Here is a 16,736-nt window from a genome sequence, read left to right as displayed (position 1 = left end):
GCCGTATGTGGGCCAGTCCCCTCAGTTCGCTTTGGGAGAAAGACGTTTTCCTTTCCAGCAAGCCGCCAATTGCCTCTGCAATGATTTCCAACTGATCCAATAATGGATTTCTACTGTGTGCAGTATTCTTTTCTATGCTTACTGCGTTTTGACCCTCGCTTTGGAGGGTCAGGGTTACTTTTTTTACTCATTATACGTTTTTTTACAAAAACGCGGCAAAGATACGGATTTTGCCGGGAAGGAGATGTGTTTTTATGATTTTATAGTCGGACAGAACTGGTTTGCGAAAAAAAGAAGTGAAATAGAGAGTAACTCAATTCTGTTCTACTATAAAAGTGCGTCAATGCAGGAATAAAGAAAGAAATTGTGAGACCGGTTACAGATAAATTCCGTATATTTGCAATATGGCAAATGCAGAAAAAAACTTATCTGTTGAAACTTTGCGTGGCATCGCTATTCTGTTGGTAGTGGTGGGACATGTCATCGGTTCCGGGCCGATGGCGGCATGAAGATTGATTTCCCCCACCCGTTGCGCTATTTCTATGTATGGATAGATTATATTCAGATGCCTTTGTTTACAGCCATTGCCGGTTGGGCTTATGCACTGAAGCCTTTCTCCGCATCTTCTGGTTTTAGAAGTTTTGTCCGGAAAAAAGCATTGCGCTTGCTGGTGCCGATGGCGGCGGTGGGCACATTGTATTTTCTGGTACAGTATCTGATGCCGGGCACCAATAACAAAGGGGAGCTCAGCCAGATGTGGCGCATATACATATATCCTTACACTATATATTGGTATCTGCCGTCGTTGTTCCTGATTTTTGTCGTGCAATGGCTGATAGACAGCCGGGGGTGGATGGACACTCTTGCCAGGTGGAGTGTCTGCTGTGTGGTGGCTCTGGTGTTCAGCAGGATAAATGATGTCTGGATTCTGCATGAGGTTCCCAACCTGTTCAGTTTCAAGGGAGCCTTGGGGCAATTGCCCTATTTCTTTGTCGGCGTGGCTGCCTGCCGGTTTGCCGCATCACTCTATGGCAGGGCCGGTGTCAGGCGTGCCATGCTTGCAGTGGCATTGTTGGGGATTGTCTTGATACAGATAGTGTGGTTCTGTCCCGGTAAATACGCTTCTTTGGGCATGCTGCTCTATCCCGTGACGTTGATTCCTGCCTTGTTCCTGCTGCTGGCATTGAAGTGCACAACCGTTTCTTCGTCTGGATAGGCGGTTATGCATACAGTATTTATCTCTTCCACGGCTTCGGTACTTCCGGCGGACGGATTGTAATGAAGATGATGGGGATTGATGCGGTTGTCCCCATATTGCTGTCTGCCACTTTCATTGCAGCCGTCGGACCGGTGCTGGTGGACAAGCTGCTTGGCCGTTCCAGGATGCTGCGGATGCTATTTCTTGGCAAGAAATGACGCTCTCAGCTTGTTGCGTACCCTTATCAGGAAACGCCGCAGCCACGGGAATGTTTCTCCCGACTTCAAATTGTAGTACAGCGATTTGGATTCATAAATCATCTGGAACGTTTCCGTACAGAGTACCGGTTTCTTGGTCAGGCGGTTGATTTCCACGGCCTGCGGCATGGAACTTTCTACAAACAGCATGTAGTCGGTGGATGAACCGTATTCTTGGGCTTTGAAGGAGGCGTGGCAATTCGCCCGTTGGCGTGCAGCCATATCCGGCAGGTCCAGCATGACGAGCTTATTGTATTTTACATGGTTCTTCTGGAGCCAGGCTTCCGTCTCCGGACGGTATTTCTCCAAGCGTGAAGTGACCAGTGTGCCAATGGTGACTTTGGGAATGAATAGCGGAGGAGTGTTCAGCAGGAAATGCCGGTATTTCTCGCCGTCATCGTTCTCTTCCGGAGTGGGGTCTGCGCAAAGCACGCCGTCAATGTCCATGCATGATTTTTGCAGGATGGAGTGGTTCATTATGTTCCACTGGAAGAAACGGGGATAGCTCAGAATCTCAAAATGATAATCTACGCCTTTGGTGTTTTCGGGTGTGCTGTAAATGGCACAGTATTTTATTTCATAGCTGTCCTTGAGGTCCTGCAGCAATATCCTGCATTTATTCATGGCGTTTCCACTGGAGATGCTGTCATCCACCACCAATACTTTGCGGATGCCGGTCATATTGAAAGTCTTGCCGCGCTCTCCTGCCTGATAGATATGCCCGTTGCGGAAAGAATCTATGTCCGTGACCGGCAGGTTCAGATAGAGCGCCAGCAAGTTGGCGGGAAACATGCCGCTGCGGGGCACGCCGACGATGAGGTCGAAATCCCGTGGCAGAATGCTGAGATGTTGTAGGATACAATGGTTCAGGTCGTCTATATTACGATAGTTCATGTAGTTCTCTCCTTCAGGTATTTATCGATTATGTCATATATTTTCTTCACACTGTGCCCCCAGCTGTGAGTCTCAGCAAAGGCGATGCGCTGTTTGGCAAGTTCTTCGTCATCGGCTTCGGCCACAGCGCGGTCTATGGCCGAAAGCCACTCTTCCGGATTGGTAGCCAAGTGCGTGTGGGCTGCGAATATGTGGCGCATGGTATGCGTGCTGGTTGCGACGGTGGGTTTGCCCATGGCGAGGTATTCGTCTATTTTCAGCGGGTAGTTGCCGTCGGTAATGTCGTTCACCATTTGAGGTTGATACAGACATCGTAGGCTGTGATGTAAGCGGGCAGCTCGTCCACCTTTTTCTGCCCGGTGAAATACACATTTTTCAGGCTGTGGATGCGGTGTTGGCGAAAACCGTCGTCCTCCGGTCCGGTGAACACAAAACTATAATCGGGACGCTGGCTCATTATCAGATAGAGCAGTTCTCCGTCAAGGCGGGTACTGTTTATCGTACCCATATATCCGATGATAGGGCGTGGAATGTCTTGCATGTCACCGGGTGCCTCGTACTTCTTGGCCGGATTGTACAGCTCCAGGTTTACGCCGGTTTCGATGGGGTAGGTATGGGGATTGTAGGGTTGCAACTCTGCGGCAAAACGGGTGGAGTTTGCCAGAACAATGTCTGCAGAGGCTGCTAATTCCGGCTCAAGACGGGTGCCGTGCCTGCGCCAGTAGGCTTCACCGATGACGTAGTCGCGACGGTAATAGATGCTGACATCCGGATGGATGTATCCCTTCAGGTAGCGGCTACGGTAAATGTCTGTATCGATGAGGTGGATGTAATTCTTGAAGCCGAGGGCGGCAGCCTGCTCCACAATCCATCGGGCTATGCGGGCATTATTCTTTCTATTGACGATATTGAAAAGCGGTGCAGGCAGGAAGTTGGCCGAAAGCAAGGTGAAAGGACAGTCCAGCACCCACATGTTCGCGTTGATTTGCCGGAGCGGTGAAGCTTTTCCCTTGATGACGTCCATACGCCGGATGTATGACGGAGATTGTCTGTTCCCTCTCAGCCGGTTGGAGATGTCCATCGGAGTGTTTATGTAGAGCACCCGGTTCTGCTTTGAAATCTCCAATGCAGTGTTCTTGATGGTGCTGCCTATCTCAATGTCCCACGTCTGCAGGCTGGTGATGATGAAATCTCTCATAATTCTTGCCGGTTAATCATGAATACTTTGATATATATTTACATACTCTTGCGCAGTATGTTGCCAGGAAAATGATTTTACACGTTCCAGACTGTAAGCTACCTGCTGCTGATAGAATGTTGCATCATCCTCCAGACGCAACAGGGCATCCGCTATTTCCTGCGGTTCCTGGGGGTTGACCAGGATGGCGCCTTTGCCGGCAACTTCGGGCATTGCCGAAACATTGCTCGTCACTATGGGAGTGCCGCAAGCCATGGCTTCCAGCATGGGGATGCCGAAACTCTCCCGCAGGGAAGGATAGAGGAATGCGAATGCAGCATTATAAAGGGTCGCTAAATCCTTGTTGCTGATGTAGCCCGGATAGTACAGATGTTTCTTGATTCCGGTGATTCCTTCCTGCTGGAGAAGCACGTCGATATATTCTTCTTTCAAGTCGGCAATGAGCAAGGGGCGTTTCGCTCCGGATGCCTGCAGATACAGGGAGTATGCTTTCAAGGTCCGTGCCGCATTCTTTTTGGGGTCTGTATTTCCCAGAAAGAAAAGAAAGTCCGGGTGCGGTATATACTTCCGTACGATACTTTCGTCGAGAGGCATTTGGGGGGCAAAGTAGCTGCTATAGCCGTTGTATACAGCCGTGACGGATGTTTCCGGGAGGTGTAGCGCCGTACGTATGCGGGTGCACTCAAAATGTGAGACAGTGATGATTTTCTTTGCCTTTTTCAATATGCGGGGAACAACCAGGCGGCGGTAGTGCCATCCCATCTCCTGATAGAATGAGGGACTGCGATGCTGGCGCGGTTCCAGATAGATAATGTCATGAAGTGTCAGCACCAGGGGAACGGGACACCATAGCGGAGCCGTGTTCGAGGTGCAGTGCAGCAAGTCCGCTTTCAGCCTTCGGACTGCGCGGGGCAATGCTATCTGTTCCCACAATGGGTAAGTGGGGCATCGCAGCTCAACGATATGGAGATTCTCCGATTCTTGCAGGCAGCGGTCTTCGCCTGGGGCAACGAGCACATAGTATTCATTACCGTCTTTCCGCTTTTGCAGCTCTTTCAATGTCTCCAGGATGACAAAGTCCATCCCATGCTTGTCATTGCGGAAAATGCGTTGGGCTTCGATGGCTATTCTCATTTTACAGCATTTCCTTTCTTCCTTCTTCTGAATATTCTTGTGATGTGGCTCATGAAAGAAGTGAATACCAATATCGGCAGGGACCAGAAAGCGCGACGGAACCTGCGGCTGATTTCCCCTTCGGGCATAGCCATTAGGAAAGTGATGAATAAAGTGGCCAAGAGGGCATACCACTTGATGGACAGTGGCCATTCCAGCAATGTCATTACGACGGCACACACCGTGATGTACACAATGAGCAGAAAACGGGATGGAAGCAACCATTGGAACAGCTTCTCGCATAAATCCCATTTTCCTTGTAAAAATGCTATCGGAAACTGTCCTAATGCCAATAGGGAACTGCGGTATTGCGAACCCAACCAGCGCTGGCGTTCCCTGCTGTAGCCTGATGTGTCATCCGTCTTTTTACAGTAGCATACGATTTCTTCCATATATTCGGTGTATATGTTCTCCTTTAGAAGTTCCATTTCGGTGGCCTTTGCCAAGTCGCTCCCCGACAATCGTGGAGTGATTTTCTGGAACATCTCAAAGTCAAACATCATGCCGGAGCCTATGAGGGCAGACGAAAAGCCGAGTATGGTATGGGCTTTGCGGAATAAGTGGTTGTTGATTTCCTCACTGGTGGCATTAAGTATGGCAATGTTCGTATTCAGGTTCTCGGTCATGCGGTGTGCCTGGATAGCATCGCATCCGGAGTAGTATGCATTGTTGAAAAGCTCCAGCGCATTGGGAACTATCTTATTGTCGGAATTGAATATGGTAATGGCATCATACTCATGGGGAGAATAACGCTCCATGACTTGCTGTATGGCATATATCTTTGTACAGTGTTCTTTGTCGGGAACAACGATATTGACCGGCATCTGGAGCAGTGTCACCAAATCTTCTTCGGGCAACTGCGTGGCGGCCACTGCGATGTCATACTTGTCTTTCGGATAGATTTGTGTATCGAGGAAATGATTGATGGACTCTATTACTTCTTTACCATTTCTCAATACGACGAAGAGGACCAGGAACCGGTGCTGCTTTTTGGCGGGCGGATAAGGATTCTTGTATTTTCGCAAAGAAGCCAATGCGTAAATAAACAAATACGCTACGGGGATGGCCAGTAACAGAAAAAGAATGGCATCTGCCATTTGCAAGGCATTGTTGTTCTCGTCCATCCACCAGTCGGGATTGAATATGGAAAAAAAATCGTTCATATCTGTTTTTCTATTTAATTTTTTCTATTGTTTTTTTCGTTCTCAGTTTTTCTGTCAACAGCTGGTCTATATGTTCCCCATTAAGCAGGACAGATAAAAATAAAATGACCATGAAGCCCGTAGGAATTGCATGAAGAAGGCATTCCCGTAAGCGCTTATCATCAGCCCGAAAATTCCGCAGGCAATGGCTGTGAGTACACCGCGCAGTTCTTCGTTCTTAATCCGGAACATGATAAGATAGCATCCCCTTAACAATGCGCTTATATATATGGTAAGGAAAAGTATCAACTACAATGCCGGTTTCCATCCAAAGCTTTACATAAGACGAGTCATGCGGAGTCATGGTGGTGAGGCGCTCTCCGTATACTCTGGCTTCTACTCCTCCTAAGCCGAGCCCTTCGCCGAAAGGTTTGTATTTCAGATATTCAGCTAATTTCTTCCGGTTCTCCTGACGGACAATATATGAAGGGTCATCAGTCGGCCTGAAGGCTGTACGCATGCGTCTGATTTGAGGATTGCCTTCTCCGATATAAGTATGGGCGAAGAAAAGATAAACACATAAACCGAATATGGCTGTGGCTCCCATTAGTTTGGCATTTTTACTTAGGAAGGTGAATAGAATGATGCCTCCTATCGGGACAAATAAAGCTCCACGTGTTCCGGAAATGAATAAAGCATAGATGGCACAGACTGTAACGGCAATGAAATATATCTTTATGGAACGCTTTTTCATAAAGATTGCCGAAATTCCGAATAAAATAGCGGCAAAACCCATATTGGAACCAAAATTTCCGGCATCTGTGAAGAAAGAAAAATAGCGTGTGATGCCAGGCAAAATGTGTGTCTTGTACATCTCTGTCTCAATCAGCATGTTCATTTCTATGTCATCAAAACCGAAGTATTTCTGGTAGGCGGCTTTGGCAACAGCTGTTAAGGTAAATGCAGAGAGAAAGAATAGGATAATACGTAATCGTTTATAGGAAGTTATCGTCAGGACACCGATTAATGAAACGATGAAGGTGCTGTATATAATTCCGCGGGAATAGATCCAGGCTTCTGTGACGGCTGTTGGATTCATTACTTCCGCTGCAGTATATAGCGCCCATATACCACCTCCTAATGTAAGAATATTTTTTGTGTATTTCCATGAAACTTTTCCTTGATGGTAAGAGTATACTAAAAATACTACAAACAATATGATAGTTGAAGTGTCATACCAAACACTTAATCCGGTTCCTAACGTATATCTATACCAAAGTATAAAGAAGTAATTGAATGTAAACAAAAAGCATAAGCCGATGAATGGGTTCTTAAATGCTTGTATCAGTATTATTAGAAAAAAAGGGGAAAAGCAAATGTATGCAATGATATCCCAGGTACTGAATAGTACGCTATAGATAATTGCGCTTAATCCGATGATGAACACTAATAATGTGACCGCTAAGGGAGATATGCTATGTCCTTTGATATCCGTTTGCATTTATTTGACAGCTGCTGATTTTGACGTTAAACCTAATTGTGCCAACCGGCTGAAGAAACTGTGGAATGGGGTGTGAGGTGGCAATTCTCCAGTGAAACTCTCGACCACTTCACGATCTGCATTGTTGAGATACATGAATAGGGGAGTACCTTCCAGTTCTTCCTTCAACGGCTTCAACTGCGTGTCGTCGTCCTTGCCCCATAAGCGGGCGGCATTGGCTATCAGCAGATTGAAATCAGCTTTCTTCAATGCCGGCATAGGCAATGTTGCGGTACTGACAGCGGGATATTCCACCAAGATGATGTCCGGTATCTCTTCTGCTTCGTTCAATACCCAGAAGTCGGACAGTTCTTGAGCTTGTACATACGCTTTGGTTTGCGTGTCGAAATCGTGGTCGTATTGCACAAGGCGTACCTTCATGTCTTCAGTTTCCCAGTAATCGATGAAATACTTGGCAAGGAATGATTTCCCTTCACGCGGCTCCATACTGAGCAGGTTGATGACAGTAGGACGGTCCGGATGCAGATAGTTGTTCAATTGCCGGCAACTATAGGCAGCGGCAAGCCGGTTGCAAGCCTTGAGGAATCCACGGAATTTCAAGTTGCTTACGCCGTTGAATGCTGCAATGACAGAGAGTCCGGTCAGGCGTTTACTGCGGTCCGGGTCGCGGAGAGTGCGGTCTAACAATTCAATCAGCAGGAAGTAGCCGCTTATGAATACCAAACTGCCGAAAAATGCGGCAAGGATGTAGATAAGCCTTTTTCTGCCGTTGTCTGTCAATGGATACTCGGGCGATGCTATAACTTGCAGGTTGGCGGTCGTCATCTTGATGTTCTGCAGACGGAGATGGGCTTCTGCAAGGCCATGTAATTGCTGGCGGTAATTATCTTCAGCAATACCTACGGCACGCTCTTTTCGTTTTATTTGAGTGCCTACGGGTGAAAAATCCCGATATTGGTTGACGATGTCCTGCTGGCGGTCAATCAAAACTTTCATTTCGGCTTTGGCCTTAGCCTCATTGACACATGCCGTCAGCCATTCTGCCACCATATCTTGAATTCCTACACCTTCTTTGGAGAAACCATATTCATTCAAATTGTCGGAGAGATGACTGATTTTCTCTTCTGCCTTTTGCAGAGCATCTTTTTCTCTTTGAAGTTTACTACTGTTCTGCTGGCTCTGTTCTGTGGTGAATACTTCTTGTTCAAGAATACTTTGGTTTAGGGTGCTGACTTTATCCAACTCTTGCAGCAAACTAGTGTTGGTCCGTATAATCTTGGCACGTATATCCATCTTATTCTCTAACATCTGACGGAGCGCAATGGCACTTGCATAGTTTCGTTGGGCCTCTTCCATGCGGTCGTCAGTTGCATATTTGGTTATAGACAAAGACTTGGATTGTTCAGTGTAATTGATAACTTGCTTTTGGACACTGTAATCTGTTAAGTCATCTTCTTCGTCGGTAAGCTTGCTCTTGGCTATGCGTACTTGTTCCTCAAAATAGGCAATGGCACTGTTCGTTGCACTGAACCGGAGAAGCTCATAGGCTTTTAACAGTTCGTCTTCCAATATTTTGAGTGTGTTTTGTGTGATGCCGGGATCGGAAGAAGTATATACTAATTCTATCAAATCGCTGGTTCCCAGCCGTTTGATGATAATAGTATTCAATGCATTGTAGCTATAAAACGGGTAGGGGCGGTTGAATATGGAATAGACAAAATTACTGCTGTTCTCTTTCCGGTAATTCATCAGATTATTTGTAGTTTTATCCAAAGAAGAACGGTCTACCAAAGCCAACACTTCTTTAGGAAGGATTTGGACGAGCTGCCTATAATGCTTGGCTTGAATGTACATGTTGTCTTTCCACTCATCACCGTATACGAGGTTGGTTGCAAGCAGACGTACCGAAACCTTTGCCAAAGTGTTCTTGGACTTGCCTATATTGATGATATTGTCGAAGGTACTATTGATATTGATAAGCTGGCTTCCGTCCAGATTGGTACTGTTGGTTACACCTGCATATAGACTGCTGTTTACCGTATAACTGTATGGTAAAAACTGTGTGAAGTATATGACTAAAGCTGTAACAAGGAGGCTTCCCCACAATAACCAATAACGGATGCGGTAAAAGAAGCTTGCCAAAAATTGTACTATATTCATAACTGGTATTTTACTTGTCTGTTATAACTTTAACATTAGTCAGCATCTCTAACAATACGATAGAATTGTGCAGGGCTACACGGCTCTGTTCATAGTTGGTCACAGCACTGGTACGGCGTGCACGTTCCAAAGAAAGCGATATGATATCAATGGCTCCTTGTATGAAATTATTTTCAGAAATTTTCATTTGTGCGTTATACAATGCAGCTGTTTCCGCTTTGGCCTTTATCGTAGCCAATTGTTCGGTAACTGCATTGTAGGCTTCCAAGACCTTCAGCTTTCGCTCTTCCATTACTCCTTCTTGCGTATATTGCAGTTGCTCTATCTGGTAGCGGTAGTCTTTCAGTTTCAGCGGACGGTTAAACAAATCCCCTAAACTTACCCCAACGCTGGCCCCGACATTGAAGTTATGCTGGGCGCTTGACATCGTTGTCTGGTATACAGAGGTGAACTCGTCACTGGAATTGCCTATAATATTGTAACGTCCGTAAGAATAGTTACCGTTCAGTCTGAAGTAGTTCCACCAGTTCCTTTTTTCCAGGCGGTATTGGTTCCTGACTTGCTCCACTTGGGACTGGGCCTTTTTTACTGACGCATTCTCTGTCACTGCATCCAGAAAGACAGATAGAGGAGGAAGCTCTAATTCTTCAATTTCTATAGATGCCTTCGGACTGATTAATCCTAATGTGTTGACTTCTATTTTTTTATCCTCCATCTTGAGTTGCTCCAATATCTTGATGCGCTCCTCCCGTGTCAACTCCTGCTGCGCAGCCACAGACAAAGGCAATTCCGACAATCCTAAAAGGATTACACTGTAAATGACGGACTTGATGTGTCTCTTTATCATATTTAAAGCCATAATGATTCCTGTTATCTTTCTTTTTATACATTCTCTTTCTGCACAAACGCCGTCAGCGTCTTACACAGTATCTTCATGTCCAGCCAGAATGAAAATTCTTTGGCGTACTTGATGTCCAGCTGCTTGCGCTCTTCGGCAGACATCTTCCCGGCACCGCCTCGTTTCTCCACTTGCCACAGTCCCGTCAGTCCGGCGGGAGCCATGAAGCGCTCAATATACGCGTCGCTGGTCAGCAGCTCGGCCTCGTAGAGGGGGAGCGGGCGGTTGCCCACGATGCTCATGTCCCCCTTGAGGACGTTGAACAGCTGCGGCAGTTCGTCAATGCTGTACTTGCGGATGAAACGGCCTACGCGGGTGACGCGGGGATCGTTCTCTATCTTGATAAACGTATTCTGCTTTTCTTGGGCCTTCTTTTTAAGGAAATCTTCTTCGGAGATGACAAAGTCGTCCGAAATCAGCAGGGTGGCCTCCTCTTCGGAAGTGCCGGTCAGGTCGTCGAAGCGGATATCGGGCTGCTCGTCCGTAAGCTCTTCCTCTATCTTGTATTGGTTGAGGGCGTTCAGCTCTTTCAGGCGCTTGTCGGCATTGGTGTACATGGAACGGAACTTCAGGAAGTTGAATATCTGGTAGTTGCTGCCTACGCGCTGGGACTTGTAAATCACTTTTCCCTTGCTTTCCATGCGGATGGCTATGGCTGTCGCGATGAGTATGGGAGACAGCACGACCAGTACGGCAACGGCAAAGAGGATGTCGAATATACGCTTCCACATAGGCAGGTGGAAGGTGTTGAATATCTTACGGTGTGACTGGCTGAATTCCTGCAGCTTGTGCTCCTTGCGCAGCCGGAGGAATTTTGTCATTTGCCGGATGCTTTCTTCGCTTGCCATGGGAGGGAGGGTGTTGTTGATGCCTGCCTGCAAGTAGGCTTTGCGGCTTTCGCCGGGAAGATGCTCCGTGACAAGTATGTTGTAGACCCGCGGGAAACGTTTGTGAAGGAAGGCGATATTCCGGCAGTCTTTTTCGAGGGTGCCCTGCTCGTAAAGAATGGAGGTGTTATATCGTTCGCGGATGCCGTCGATGACTTTGGCGGCCTTGTTGCAGGAGGATACAGCCATGAACATGCCACCGGTCACTTTGGTCAAGTGGTCGATGGCGGTACGGTTATTTCCTATATATATAAAATATAACATGTCCATCTTGGAGGAATTTAAAAATTATCAACACTCATCTCTCGTCTCTTGTCTCTCGTCTCAAAGGAACCGCTTGATGCGTGCTTTCAACTCCATCGGGTTGAACGGTTTCAGAATGTAGTCTGCAGCCCCGGTTTCGAGCAGGCGGATGCGCTCGGTGGTACTCTCTTCGCTGGACAGCATGACTACCGGGATGTCCTTGAAAAGGGAATTGCCTTTCAGATAGGAAAGGAACTCGTCGCCCGTCATGCGGGGCATGTGGATATCCGATATAATCAGGGCCGGTTCATTGCCTTCGTTCAGCCATTCGATGGCTTTGATGGGGTCTTCAAAATATACCAGCTCGTTGTCGTTGCCTAAATACACAGAGAGTACCTTGCCTATGGCAGGTTTGTCATCTACAAATAATTATTTTTTTCATTGTTTATCTTTATTTATCTATATATATTCTTTTCTACAGGGTGCTCGTACCATTCCGTATTTTGTGTCCTGTCTTGCGCCCAATAGATGAATTGGGGGTAAGCGCTTTCTTCGGGAATGTCGGTACGCGAAATGTTGATTCTTTCCTTGGGATAGCGGAAACCGTAGGGGACACAGATGGCCCAGGTGTTGTTGCCTGCCAAATCCAGGTTCTCTTGCTGTACAGTTCCGGCGGCAGTGGCGCCATATCCCCAGAATTCGTATAAGTGGACTTCCATACGCTTCTGCATGCTTTTATATTGGTAGCAGATGAAGAAGTCGAGGTTGTCTTTCGAGAATAGCGGGTCTGTCTTGCTTTGGTCTGCCAGTTCGATGATGATTTCATACGTATAAGCTTTGGAGGTCATTCCGTCGCCCGTATTCACCAGGTTGCCCAATTGGGTACCGAACACATTGTGGACCTCGCCGACGATGGGAATCACGACGTCCGGGTCGGAGTCTTCCATGTGGCTGCCGCTGCTGTAATCGAGCAGGCTGTATGGGTCGTTGAAAGACCTTTGGAAACGTGAGTCATCTCCTCCGGTGTTGATTTCCTTGATGTCCGACTTCCGGATGCCTACAATACGGAGCCCTGCTCCGACAGCTTTGCTGGCTCCGGCGGCTGTGAGGGTGATGTTGAGCTGTATGCGCTTTATGTAATTTGTCTTTCTCTCGCGTTGGTAGCTGGTTGTTACATCCAAAACCACGTCGTTGAAGTCATAATCGCCTACTAACGGGAAGTTGTCTTCGAATACGTAAGTATAGGGGATGCCTTCCTGGGGCAGCTCCGAACCGGATTCGTCCGGAGTATTGCCTTCGCCCGTACATTCGCCGGCAGGGATGGTGATGGGGGATTCTCCCCATTTGGATATGGTTCCTTCGGTGTTCTTGATGGCATCAAGGAATTGGGCAAGCCAATTTTCTTTGGTGATGTCATCGTCTATCTCTTCAACTTCATAATAAATGTTTCCCTGGCTACTGAATCCGTTGATATCTTCTATCTCTTTTATTTTCACCAGTGCATACTCATTGTCCGGACCGATGAACTTGACTTGCGACAATTCTGCTTCATCGAGTACGGTTATCATGGAGTTGTCGCCCATCGTGATTTTGGTGTTGTAATTGTTGCTATGGTCCCCGAAATCCTTTATCTCTGCAGAAGAGGTGTCTCCCATGTTCAGTGTGCCTACAAATTCTTCCGCATATAGATAGCATCCGTTGTCTATAGTGATGTTGCTGTCGGTTTTCCCGATATAGGCTTTGCCCTGGTTGATGAATTTGCATCCGCTGTCGAAATCCATTTCATCGACACGCACGGTACCACAATTATAGAATGCTCCTCCCTGGCTGACATGGAAATCATCTATTTCCATAGTGCCGGCATTGTAGTTGTAGCTGCCTCCGGATGCATTGGTCAATTCGATGTCGTTCCCTTTGATGGTTCCACCCGCGTAGACGATAAACCGGCTGGATTGCACTAAAGTGAAGGTGTGTTCGTCCGGTATCACGATTTCCCCTCCGTCAATCACATAGAATTCGAAACCGCGTTCGACGGTCATGTTGTTCCCATTGGGTTTCCAGCTGCCTTCAATGATGATGATGGCCGGATTGTCACTTTCCATGCCATCCTTGCTGATTTTATTCTTATATATATTGTCTTTGGAGATTTTGTAGGCTTTTCCGTTTTGAAAATCGGTATTCGGCCTTATCTCTTCGGCACTTGATAGCATGGCGGTGATTTCCGCTTCGGACTTTTCCGGTGAATAGGTCTCGATGCTGACACTGCGTGTCCATGCGGCACGTGTTGTTGCGGGAGAACTGCCGAAAGCGGCATGGAGCTGACCGTTTTGGATGGATACGTATTTCACTATGTTGCGGCTGTGTGCATCGGTGCGGCACACGAAAGCGCTCGTCAGCACAGAAGGGCAGTCCATGACGGTGGTAAATGCTGTTGTATTATTGGCGGTGCTTCTGCCAGCAGTTTGGCGGACGACCGGCTGGTTAAGGGGTTCTTGTCGTAAATACGTATGGTGTAGTCCACGCCGGCATCTTCGGATACAGAAACATTGACCCGGACCTGCTGAGTCATTTTCCAATCCATAGCCGGGTCTATGTTCTTGACCGGAAACCTGTCCTGATAGGCTGCTTTTACTTTTTCGGGGTTAAAGACATCGTCTTTGCAACCCTGCAGCAGCATGCCTATTGTAAGAATAACAAGCGGCAGAAAGCGTTTGTATCGGATATGCTCTCCCATATTTTAATTTTGTTTTGCTTGGATAATAAGCAAAAGTACGTTTATTTAAGCTAATATGCTTTATTAATAGGGATAAAAGCAGTTCTATTAATGCTTTTTAACGCTTTTGTATGAATAGATAAAGCAAGTTTATCTTGAAAATTATCAATATTATGTATGCCGAAATTATGATTCTTCAACCGGAAAGAGCTTGCGGCAAAGATTCTGTTCCCTTTATATGTGTGCAAAGAGTCGATTTTCTTCATCGCAAGCTCCTCTGGATGGCAAAGCTTTTTTATTGTTTATTTCACAACGCCGCCATTTGGTTTTTTGTACCAGTCCTTATTGGTTGCGTAGTTGGCTCCCCATTCGCCGAAAGCGGGATAAGCGTCTGAAATATTGGTTCTTTCCGTAGGCCATGCCCATTCACCGGGAACACAAATCATCTGCGGGGCTGTGCCTTGTCCGGGAGCGGTGATGCGGACGGTTGCTTCCGAGTTGTCTTTAGTAATGACTTTTACGGAGAAGCCGCCCATGTTGTTGCTGGCCATGCTGAAATCTTTGTCGACATTGATTGTTACAGGTTCCCCGGCTGTGCCCTTGCTTCCGGTGGTGTTGATGAATTCGGTAGTGCTGCTTCCACCCAGCAAGGTGTGGATTTCACCCAACTCCTGGCTGCCGAAGCAGATGTAGGCGGGCAGTGTGCCTCCGGCTGCAAGCGGAGTGACGGTTGCGGTGGTCTCGCCGCTGACGTGGCTCACGCTGAACACAATGTCGTTGAAGTCGAAGTCATCGGTTGAACCGAGATCTTCGCAGGCAAGAATCCAAGGGTTGCCGACAGGCTCGGGAGTGGGGGTGGGGTCGGGCACGACGATTGGTGTATCGTCCGGTGCATAGGCGCCTTCGGCCCAGAATACAATGTCGTTCAAGTCTTCATCATGTCCACCGTCTTCGAAACCAACGAATGTGTGTCCTTTGAATGTCCAGGCAGCGCATTTCACGGCACCTTCTGCTGTGGTTCCGTTATAATTATTATTGCCAATGCGCTTATTCAATTCCGGTATGGAATAGTTGAAATTGTTTTTCCAATCACCATCGTTCTGATAGATGAAGAATACGATGTGGTATCCGGTAGGGAAGGTGTACGTGGCTGTCTCATTGTGGTCGTCTCCAAAGAAATAAAGCTTGTATTCTGTGCCATAGATTAAAGCCTCGTTTGTCTTGTCTTCGTCAGTCCACCGGGATAGCTCCATCCCTTGTACGGCTGTACCCCTCCAAGAACCATGATATATGTTTTCTGATGGGCGGGCATCGTTCATCAGGATGTAGTGGGGCTGGGTCAGAGGGTCCTGGCCGTCTTTGTAGTATACGTATCCGAATTTATTGGTGTTATTTGTTGCTCCATATATAAAAGGTATCTTGATTTCACCTCCGCTGGTTGTGATGGAGAAGCCTTTTTCCAATTGCGCAAGTGTAGCGGAATCATAGAGATCTAATTTGGGAGATTCATAGTATTTCTTTTGTTCCTCGAAGAATGAACCTGGTCCGAACATCGTATATCCCCAGCTCTTTCTCCATGGACTGGCTGCTGTCTTTTCTACACCGTTCAAGGGAGTGAGTTCAACACATTGCTCAGCTCCGTAATATGGTTGTACCCCCTCTTTAAGTTGAGGGTTGGAAAAGTCAAAAGTAACACTTATGACGTTATTATGGTTGTCACGTGTATAGGTTGCAATGGATTCAGTAGTGTATGGACCTGGATTGTTGTATTGGATACTTATTCCTAATTTTCTATAATCAGCCTCCCATTCTTCATAGGTTTTGCCTTGTCCCCATTCGCCTATTTTCCATCCCACTTGGGTTGTAGTATTGTATTTTACATTACTAGTCTTTTGTATGCTGCCTTTAGTCACATTGCTTGCTGCTCTGGTTTGTGCCACGCTCAAAGACGGCGTAATGCTTACAGTTCCGTTCTCTACGGCATAGTATCCGTATACGCGGTACAGGTCATTGCTTTCGATAGCAACAAATACTTGTGTCGTGGTGCTGGGTATATCAAAGCTGATGGTTCCTGTCCCGCTGTTCACTGCCGTTTTTGCCAGCAGTCTGGAGTCGCTTTCAAGCGGATTGCTTGTGTAGATACTCATGATGGCTTCGCCGCTGATGTAAGGCACATTGGCTACTGCCGTCACCCTTGCCGCCGTATTCCACGTCTGGTTCGGGTCGACCTTTCCGAACTGTTTTTCCCATGCGTTCTCGTACTTTTTTACGACAGCTTCCGGGTTATACACATCGTCGTTTGTACATCCACCGAGTAGCATGCTGGCAATACCGACACACATTATTGTTCTGAATAATGTTTTTTTCATATTACTATTATTTTAAAGTTGTGTAATCTTCTTTGTTGGCGAATTAGTTGTTTACCAATCTGTTCACAAAGATAGCCGGAAGTATTGTTATATATGTTGTAAA

At 46.9% G+C, this 16,736-nt stretch carries 15 protein-coding genes; 2 read left to right on the top strand and 13 right to left on the bottom strand.

All coding sequences use genetic code 11. From position 1 onward, the window contains the following. Window positions 1-505 precede the first annotated feature (505 nt). Both JCM16496_RS03060 and JCM16496_RS23350 read left to right on the top strand, forming a co-directional pair. On the top strand, window positions 506-1,216 hold the full coding sequence (locus JCM16496_RS03060) for an acyltransferase family protein (protein WP_244440207.1): 711 nt from the start codon (window positions 506-508) through the stop codon (window positions 1,214-1,216). Then, entirely contained in the window at window positions 1,189-1,416 is a 228-nt protein-coding gene (locus tag JCM16496_RS23350; protein ID WP_244440206.1) for a hypothetical protein, read from the top strand. Before JCM16496_RS03060 ends, JCM16496_RS23350 begins: the two co-directional genes overlap by 28 nt. On the opposite strand, the gene JCM16496_RS03055 is transcribed toward JCM16496_RS23350, so the two are convergent. From JCM16496_RS03055 to JCM16496_RS03000, 13 genes are all read right to left on the bottom strand, one after another. Then, entirely contained in the window at window positions 1,396-2,349 is a 954-nt protein-coding gene (locus JCM16496_RS03055) for a phosphoribosyltransferase (RefSeq protein WP_025832234.1), read from the bottom strand. The genes JCM16496_RS23350 and JCM16496_RS03055 overlap by 21 nt on opposite strands. Further along, window positions 2,346-2,642 (bottom strand): glycosyltransferase family protein, encoded by a 297-nt coding sequence (locus tag JCM16496_RS23345; RefSeq protein ID WP_244440205.1) that lies wholly within the window; start codon window positions 2,640-2,642, stop codon window positions 2,346-2,348. Before JCM16496_RS23345 ends, JCM16496_RS03055 begins: the two co-directional genes overlap by 4 nt. After that, complete coding sequence (locus JCM16496_RS03050; RefSeq protein WP_244440204.1) at window positions 2,636-3,547, bottom strand: glycosyltransferase family protein; 912 nt, start codon at window positions 3,545-3,547, stop codon at window positions 2,636-2,638. Before JCM16496_RS03050 ends, JCM16496_RS23345 begins: the two co-directional genes overlap by 7 nt. Before the next feature lie 12 nt (window positions 3,548-3,559). Continuing rightward, the gene (locus JCM16496_RS03045; protein WP_025832232.1) at window positions 3,560-4,681 is read right to left on the bottom strand and encodes a glycosyltransferase family 4 protein; all 1,122 of its coding nucleotides are present in this window, start codon (window positions 4,679-4,681) and stop codon (window positions 3,560-3,562) included. Further along, window positions 4,678-5,883 (bottom strand): glycosyltransferase family 2 protein, encoded by a 1,206-nt coding sequence (locus tag JCM16496_RS03040; protein WP_025832231.1) that lies wholly within the window; start codon window positions 5,881-5,883, stop codon window positions 4,678-4,680. Before JCM16496_RS03040 ends, JCM16496_RS03045 begins: the two co-directional genes overlap by 4 nt. A 217-nt stretch (window positions 5,884-6,100) precedes the next feature. After that, window positions 6,101-6,961, bottom strand: a complete 861-nt coding sequence (locus tag JCM16496_RS23340) for an O-antigen ligase family protein (RefSeq protein ID WP_244440203.1) — start codon at window positions 6,959-6,961, stop codon at window positions 6,101-6,103. Between the two features lie 402 nt (window positions 6,962-7,363). Next, the gene (locus JCM16496_RS03030) at window positions 7,364-9,523 is read right to left on the bottom strand and encodes a GumC family protein (RefSeq protein WP_025832228.1); all 2,160 of its coding nucleotides are present in this window, start codon (window positions 9,521-9,523) and stop codon (window positions 7,364-7,366) included. Window positions 9,524-9,533: 10 nt separating this feature from the next. Further along, a complete protein-coding gene (locus JCM16496_RS03025) occupies window positions 9,534-10,370 on the bottom strand; it encodes a TolC family protein (protein WP_025832226.1) in 837 nt (278 codons plus the stop codon). A gap of 35 nt (window positions 10,371-10,405) precedes the next feature. Next, a complete protein-coding gene (locus JCM16496_RS24775; RefSeq protein ID WP_025832224.1) occupies window positions 10,406-11,572 on the bottom strand; it encodes a sugar transferase in 1,167 nt (388 codons plus the stop codon). A gap of 60 nt (window positions 11,573-11,632) precedes the next feature. Continuing rightward, on the bottom strand, window positions 11,633-11,956 hold the full coding sequence (locus JCM16496_RS03015) for a response regulator (protein ID WP_128809412.1): 324 nt from the start codon (window positions 11,954-11,956) through the stop codon (window positions 11,633-11,635). Between the two features lie 50 nt (window positions 11,957-12,006). Further along, window positions 12,007-13,965 carry an LruC domain-containing protein gene (locus JCM16496_RS03010; RefSeq protein ID WP_244440202.1) on the bottom strand — a complete coding sequence of 653 codons (1,959 nt, stop codon included), beginning with the start codon at window positions 13,963-13,965 and terminating at the stop codon, window positions 12,007-12,009. Further along, window positions 13,944-14,285 (bottom strand): hypothetical protein, encoded by a 342-nt coding sequence (locus JCM16496_RS23330; protein ID WP_244440201.1) that lies wholly within the window; start codon window positions 14,283-14,285, stop codon window positions 13,944-13,946. The genes JCM16496_RS03010 and JCM16496_RS23330 overlap by 22 nt, the downstream gene beginning before the upstream one ends. Before the next feature lie 281 nt (window positions 14,286-14,566). After that, window positions 14,567-16,633: a DUF4114 domain-containing protein gene (locus tag JCM16496_RS03000; protein ID WP_128809411.1), complete on the bottom strand. Its 2,067-nt coding sequence runs from the start codon at window positions 16,631-16,633 to the stop codon at window positions 14,567-14,569. Window positions 16,634-16,736: the final 103 nt, after the last annotated feature.

It is taken from the genome of Bacteroides rodentium JCM 16496 (assembly GCF_000614125.1).
Taxonomy (GTDB): Bacteria; Bacteroidota; Bacteroidia; order Bacteroidales; family Bacteroidaceae; genus Bacteroides; species Bacteroides rodentium.
Note: the sequence above shows the minus strand (reverse complement) of the source record. Positions and strands in the feature narration are given on the sequence as shown.

Coding starts and splice junctions, on each gene's coding strand:
- JCM16496_RS03060 (WP_244440207.1), top strand. CDS start 506: ATGAAGATTGATTTCCCCCACCCGTTGCGCTATTTCTATGTATGGATA.
- JCM16496_RS03055 (WP_025832234.1), bottom strand. CDS start 2,349: ATGAACTATCGTAATATAGACGACCTGAACCATTGTATCCTACAACAT.
- JCM16496_RS23345 (WP_244440205.1), bottom strand. CDS start 2,642: ATGGTGAACGACATTACCGACGGCAACTACCCGCTGAAAATAGACGAA.
- JCM16496_RS03050 (WP_244440204.1), bottom strand. CDS start 3,547: ATGAGAGATTTCATCATCACCAGCCTGCAGACGTGGGACATTGAGATA.
- JCM16496_RS03045 (WP_025832232.1), bottom strand. CDS start 4,681: ATGAGAATAGCCATCGAAGCCCAACGCATTTTCCGCAATGACAAGCAT.
- JCM16496_RS03040 (WP_025832231.1), bottom strand. CDS start 5,883: ATGAACGATTTTTTTTCCATATTCAATCCCGACTGGTGGATGGACGAG.
- JCM16496_RS23340 (WP_244440203.1), bottom strand. CDS start 6,961: ATGAATCCAACAGCCGTCACAGAAGCCTGGATCTATTCCCGCGGAATT.
- JCM16496_RS03030 (WP_025832228.1), bottom strand. CDS start 9,523: ATGAATATAGTACAATTTTTGGCAAGCTTCTTTTACCGCATCCGTTAT.
- JCM16496_RS03025 (WP_025832226.1), bottom strand. CDS start 10,370: ATGATAAAGAGACACATCAAGTCCGTCATTTACAGTGTAATCCTTTTA.
- JCM16496_RS24775 (WP_025832224.1), bottom strand. CDS start 11,572: ATGTTATATTTTATATATATAGGAAATAACCGTACCGCCATCGACCAC.
- JCM16496_RS03010 (WP_244440202.1), bottom strand. CDS start 13,965: ATGGACTGCCCTTCTGTGCTGACGAGCGCTTTCGTGTGCCGCACCGAT.
- JCM16496_RS23330 (WP_244440201.1), bottom strand. CDS start 14,285: ATGGGAGAGCATATCCGATACAAACGCTTTCTGCCGCTTGTTATTCTT.
- JCM16496_RS03000 (WP_128809411.1), bottom strand. CDS start 16,633: ATGAAAAAAACATTATTCAGAACAATAATGTGTGTCGGTATTGCCAGC.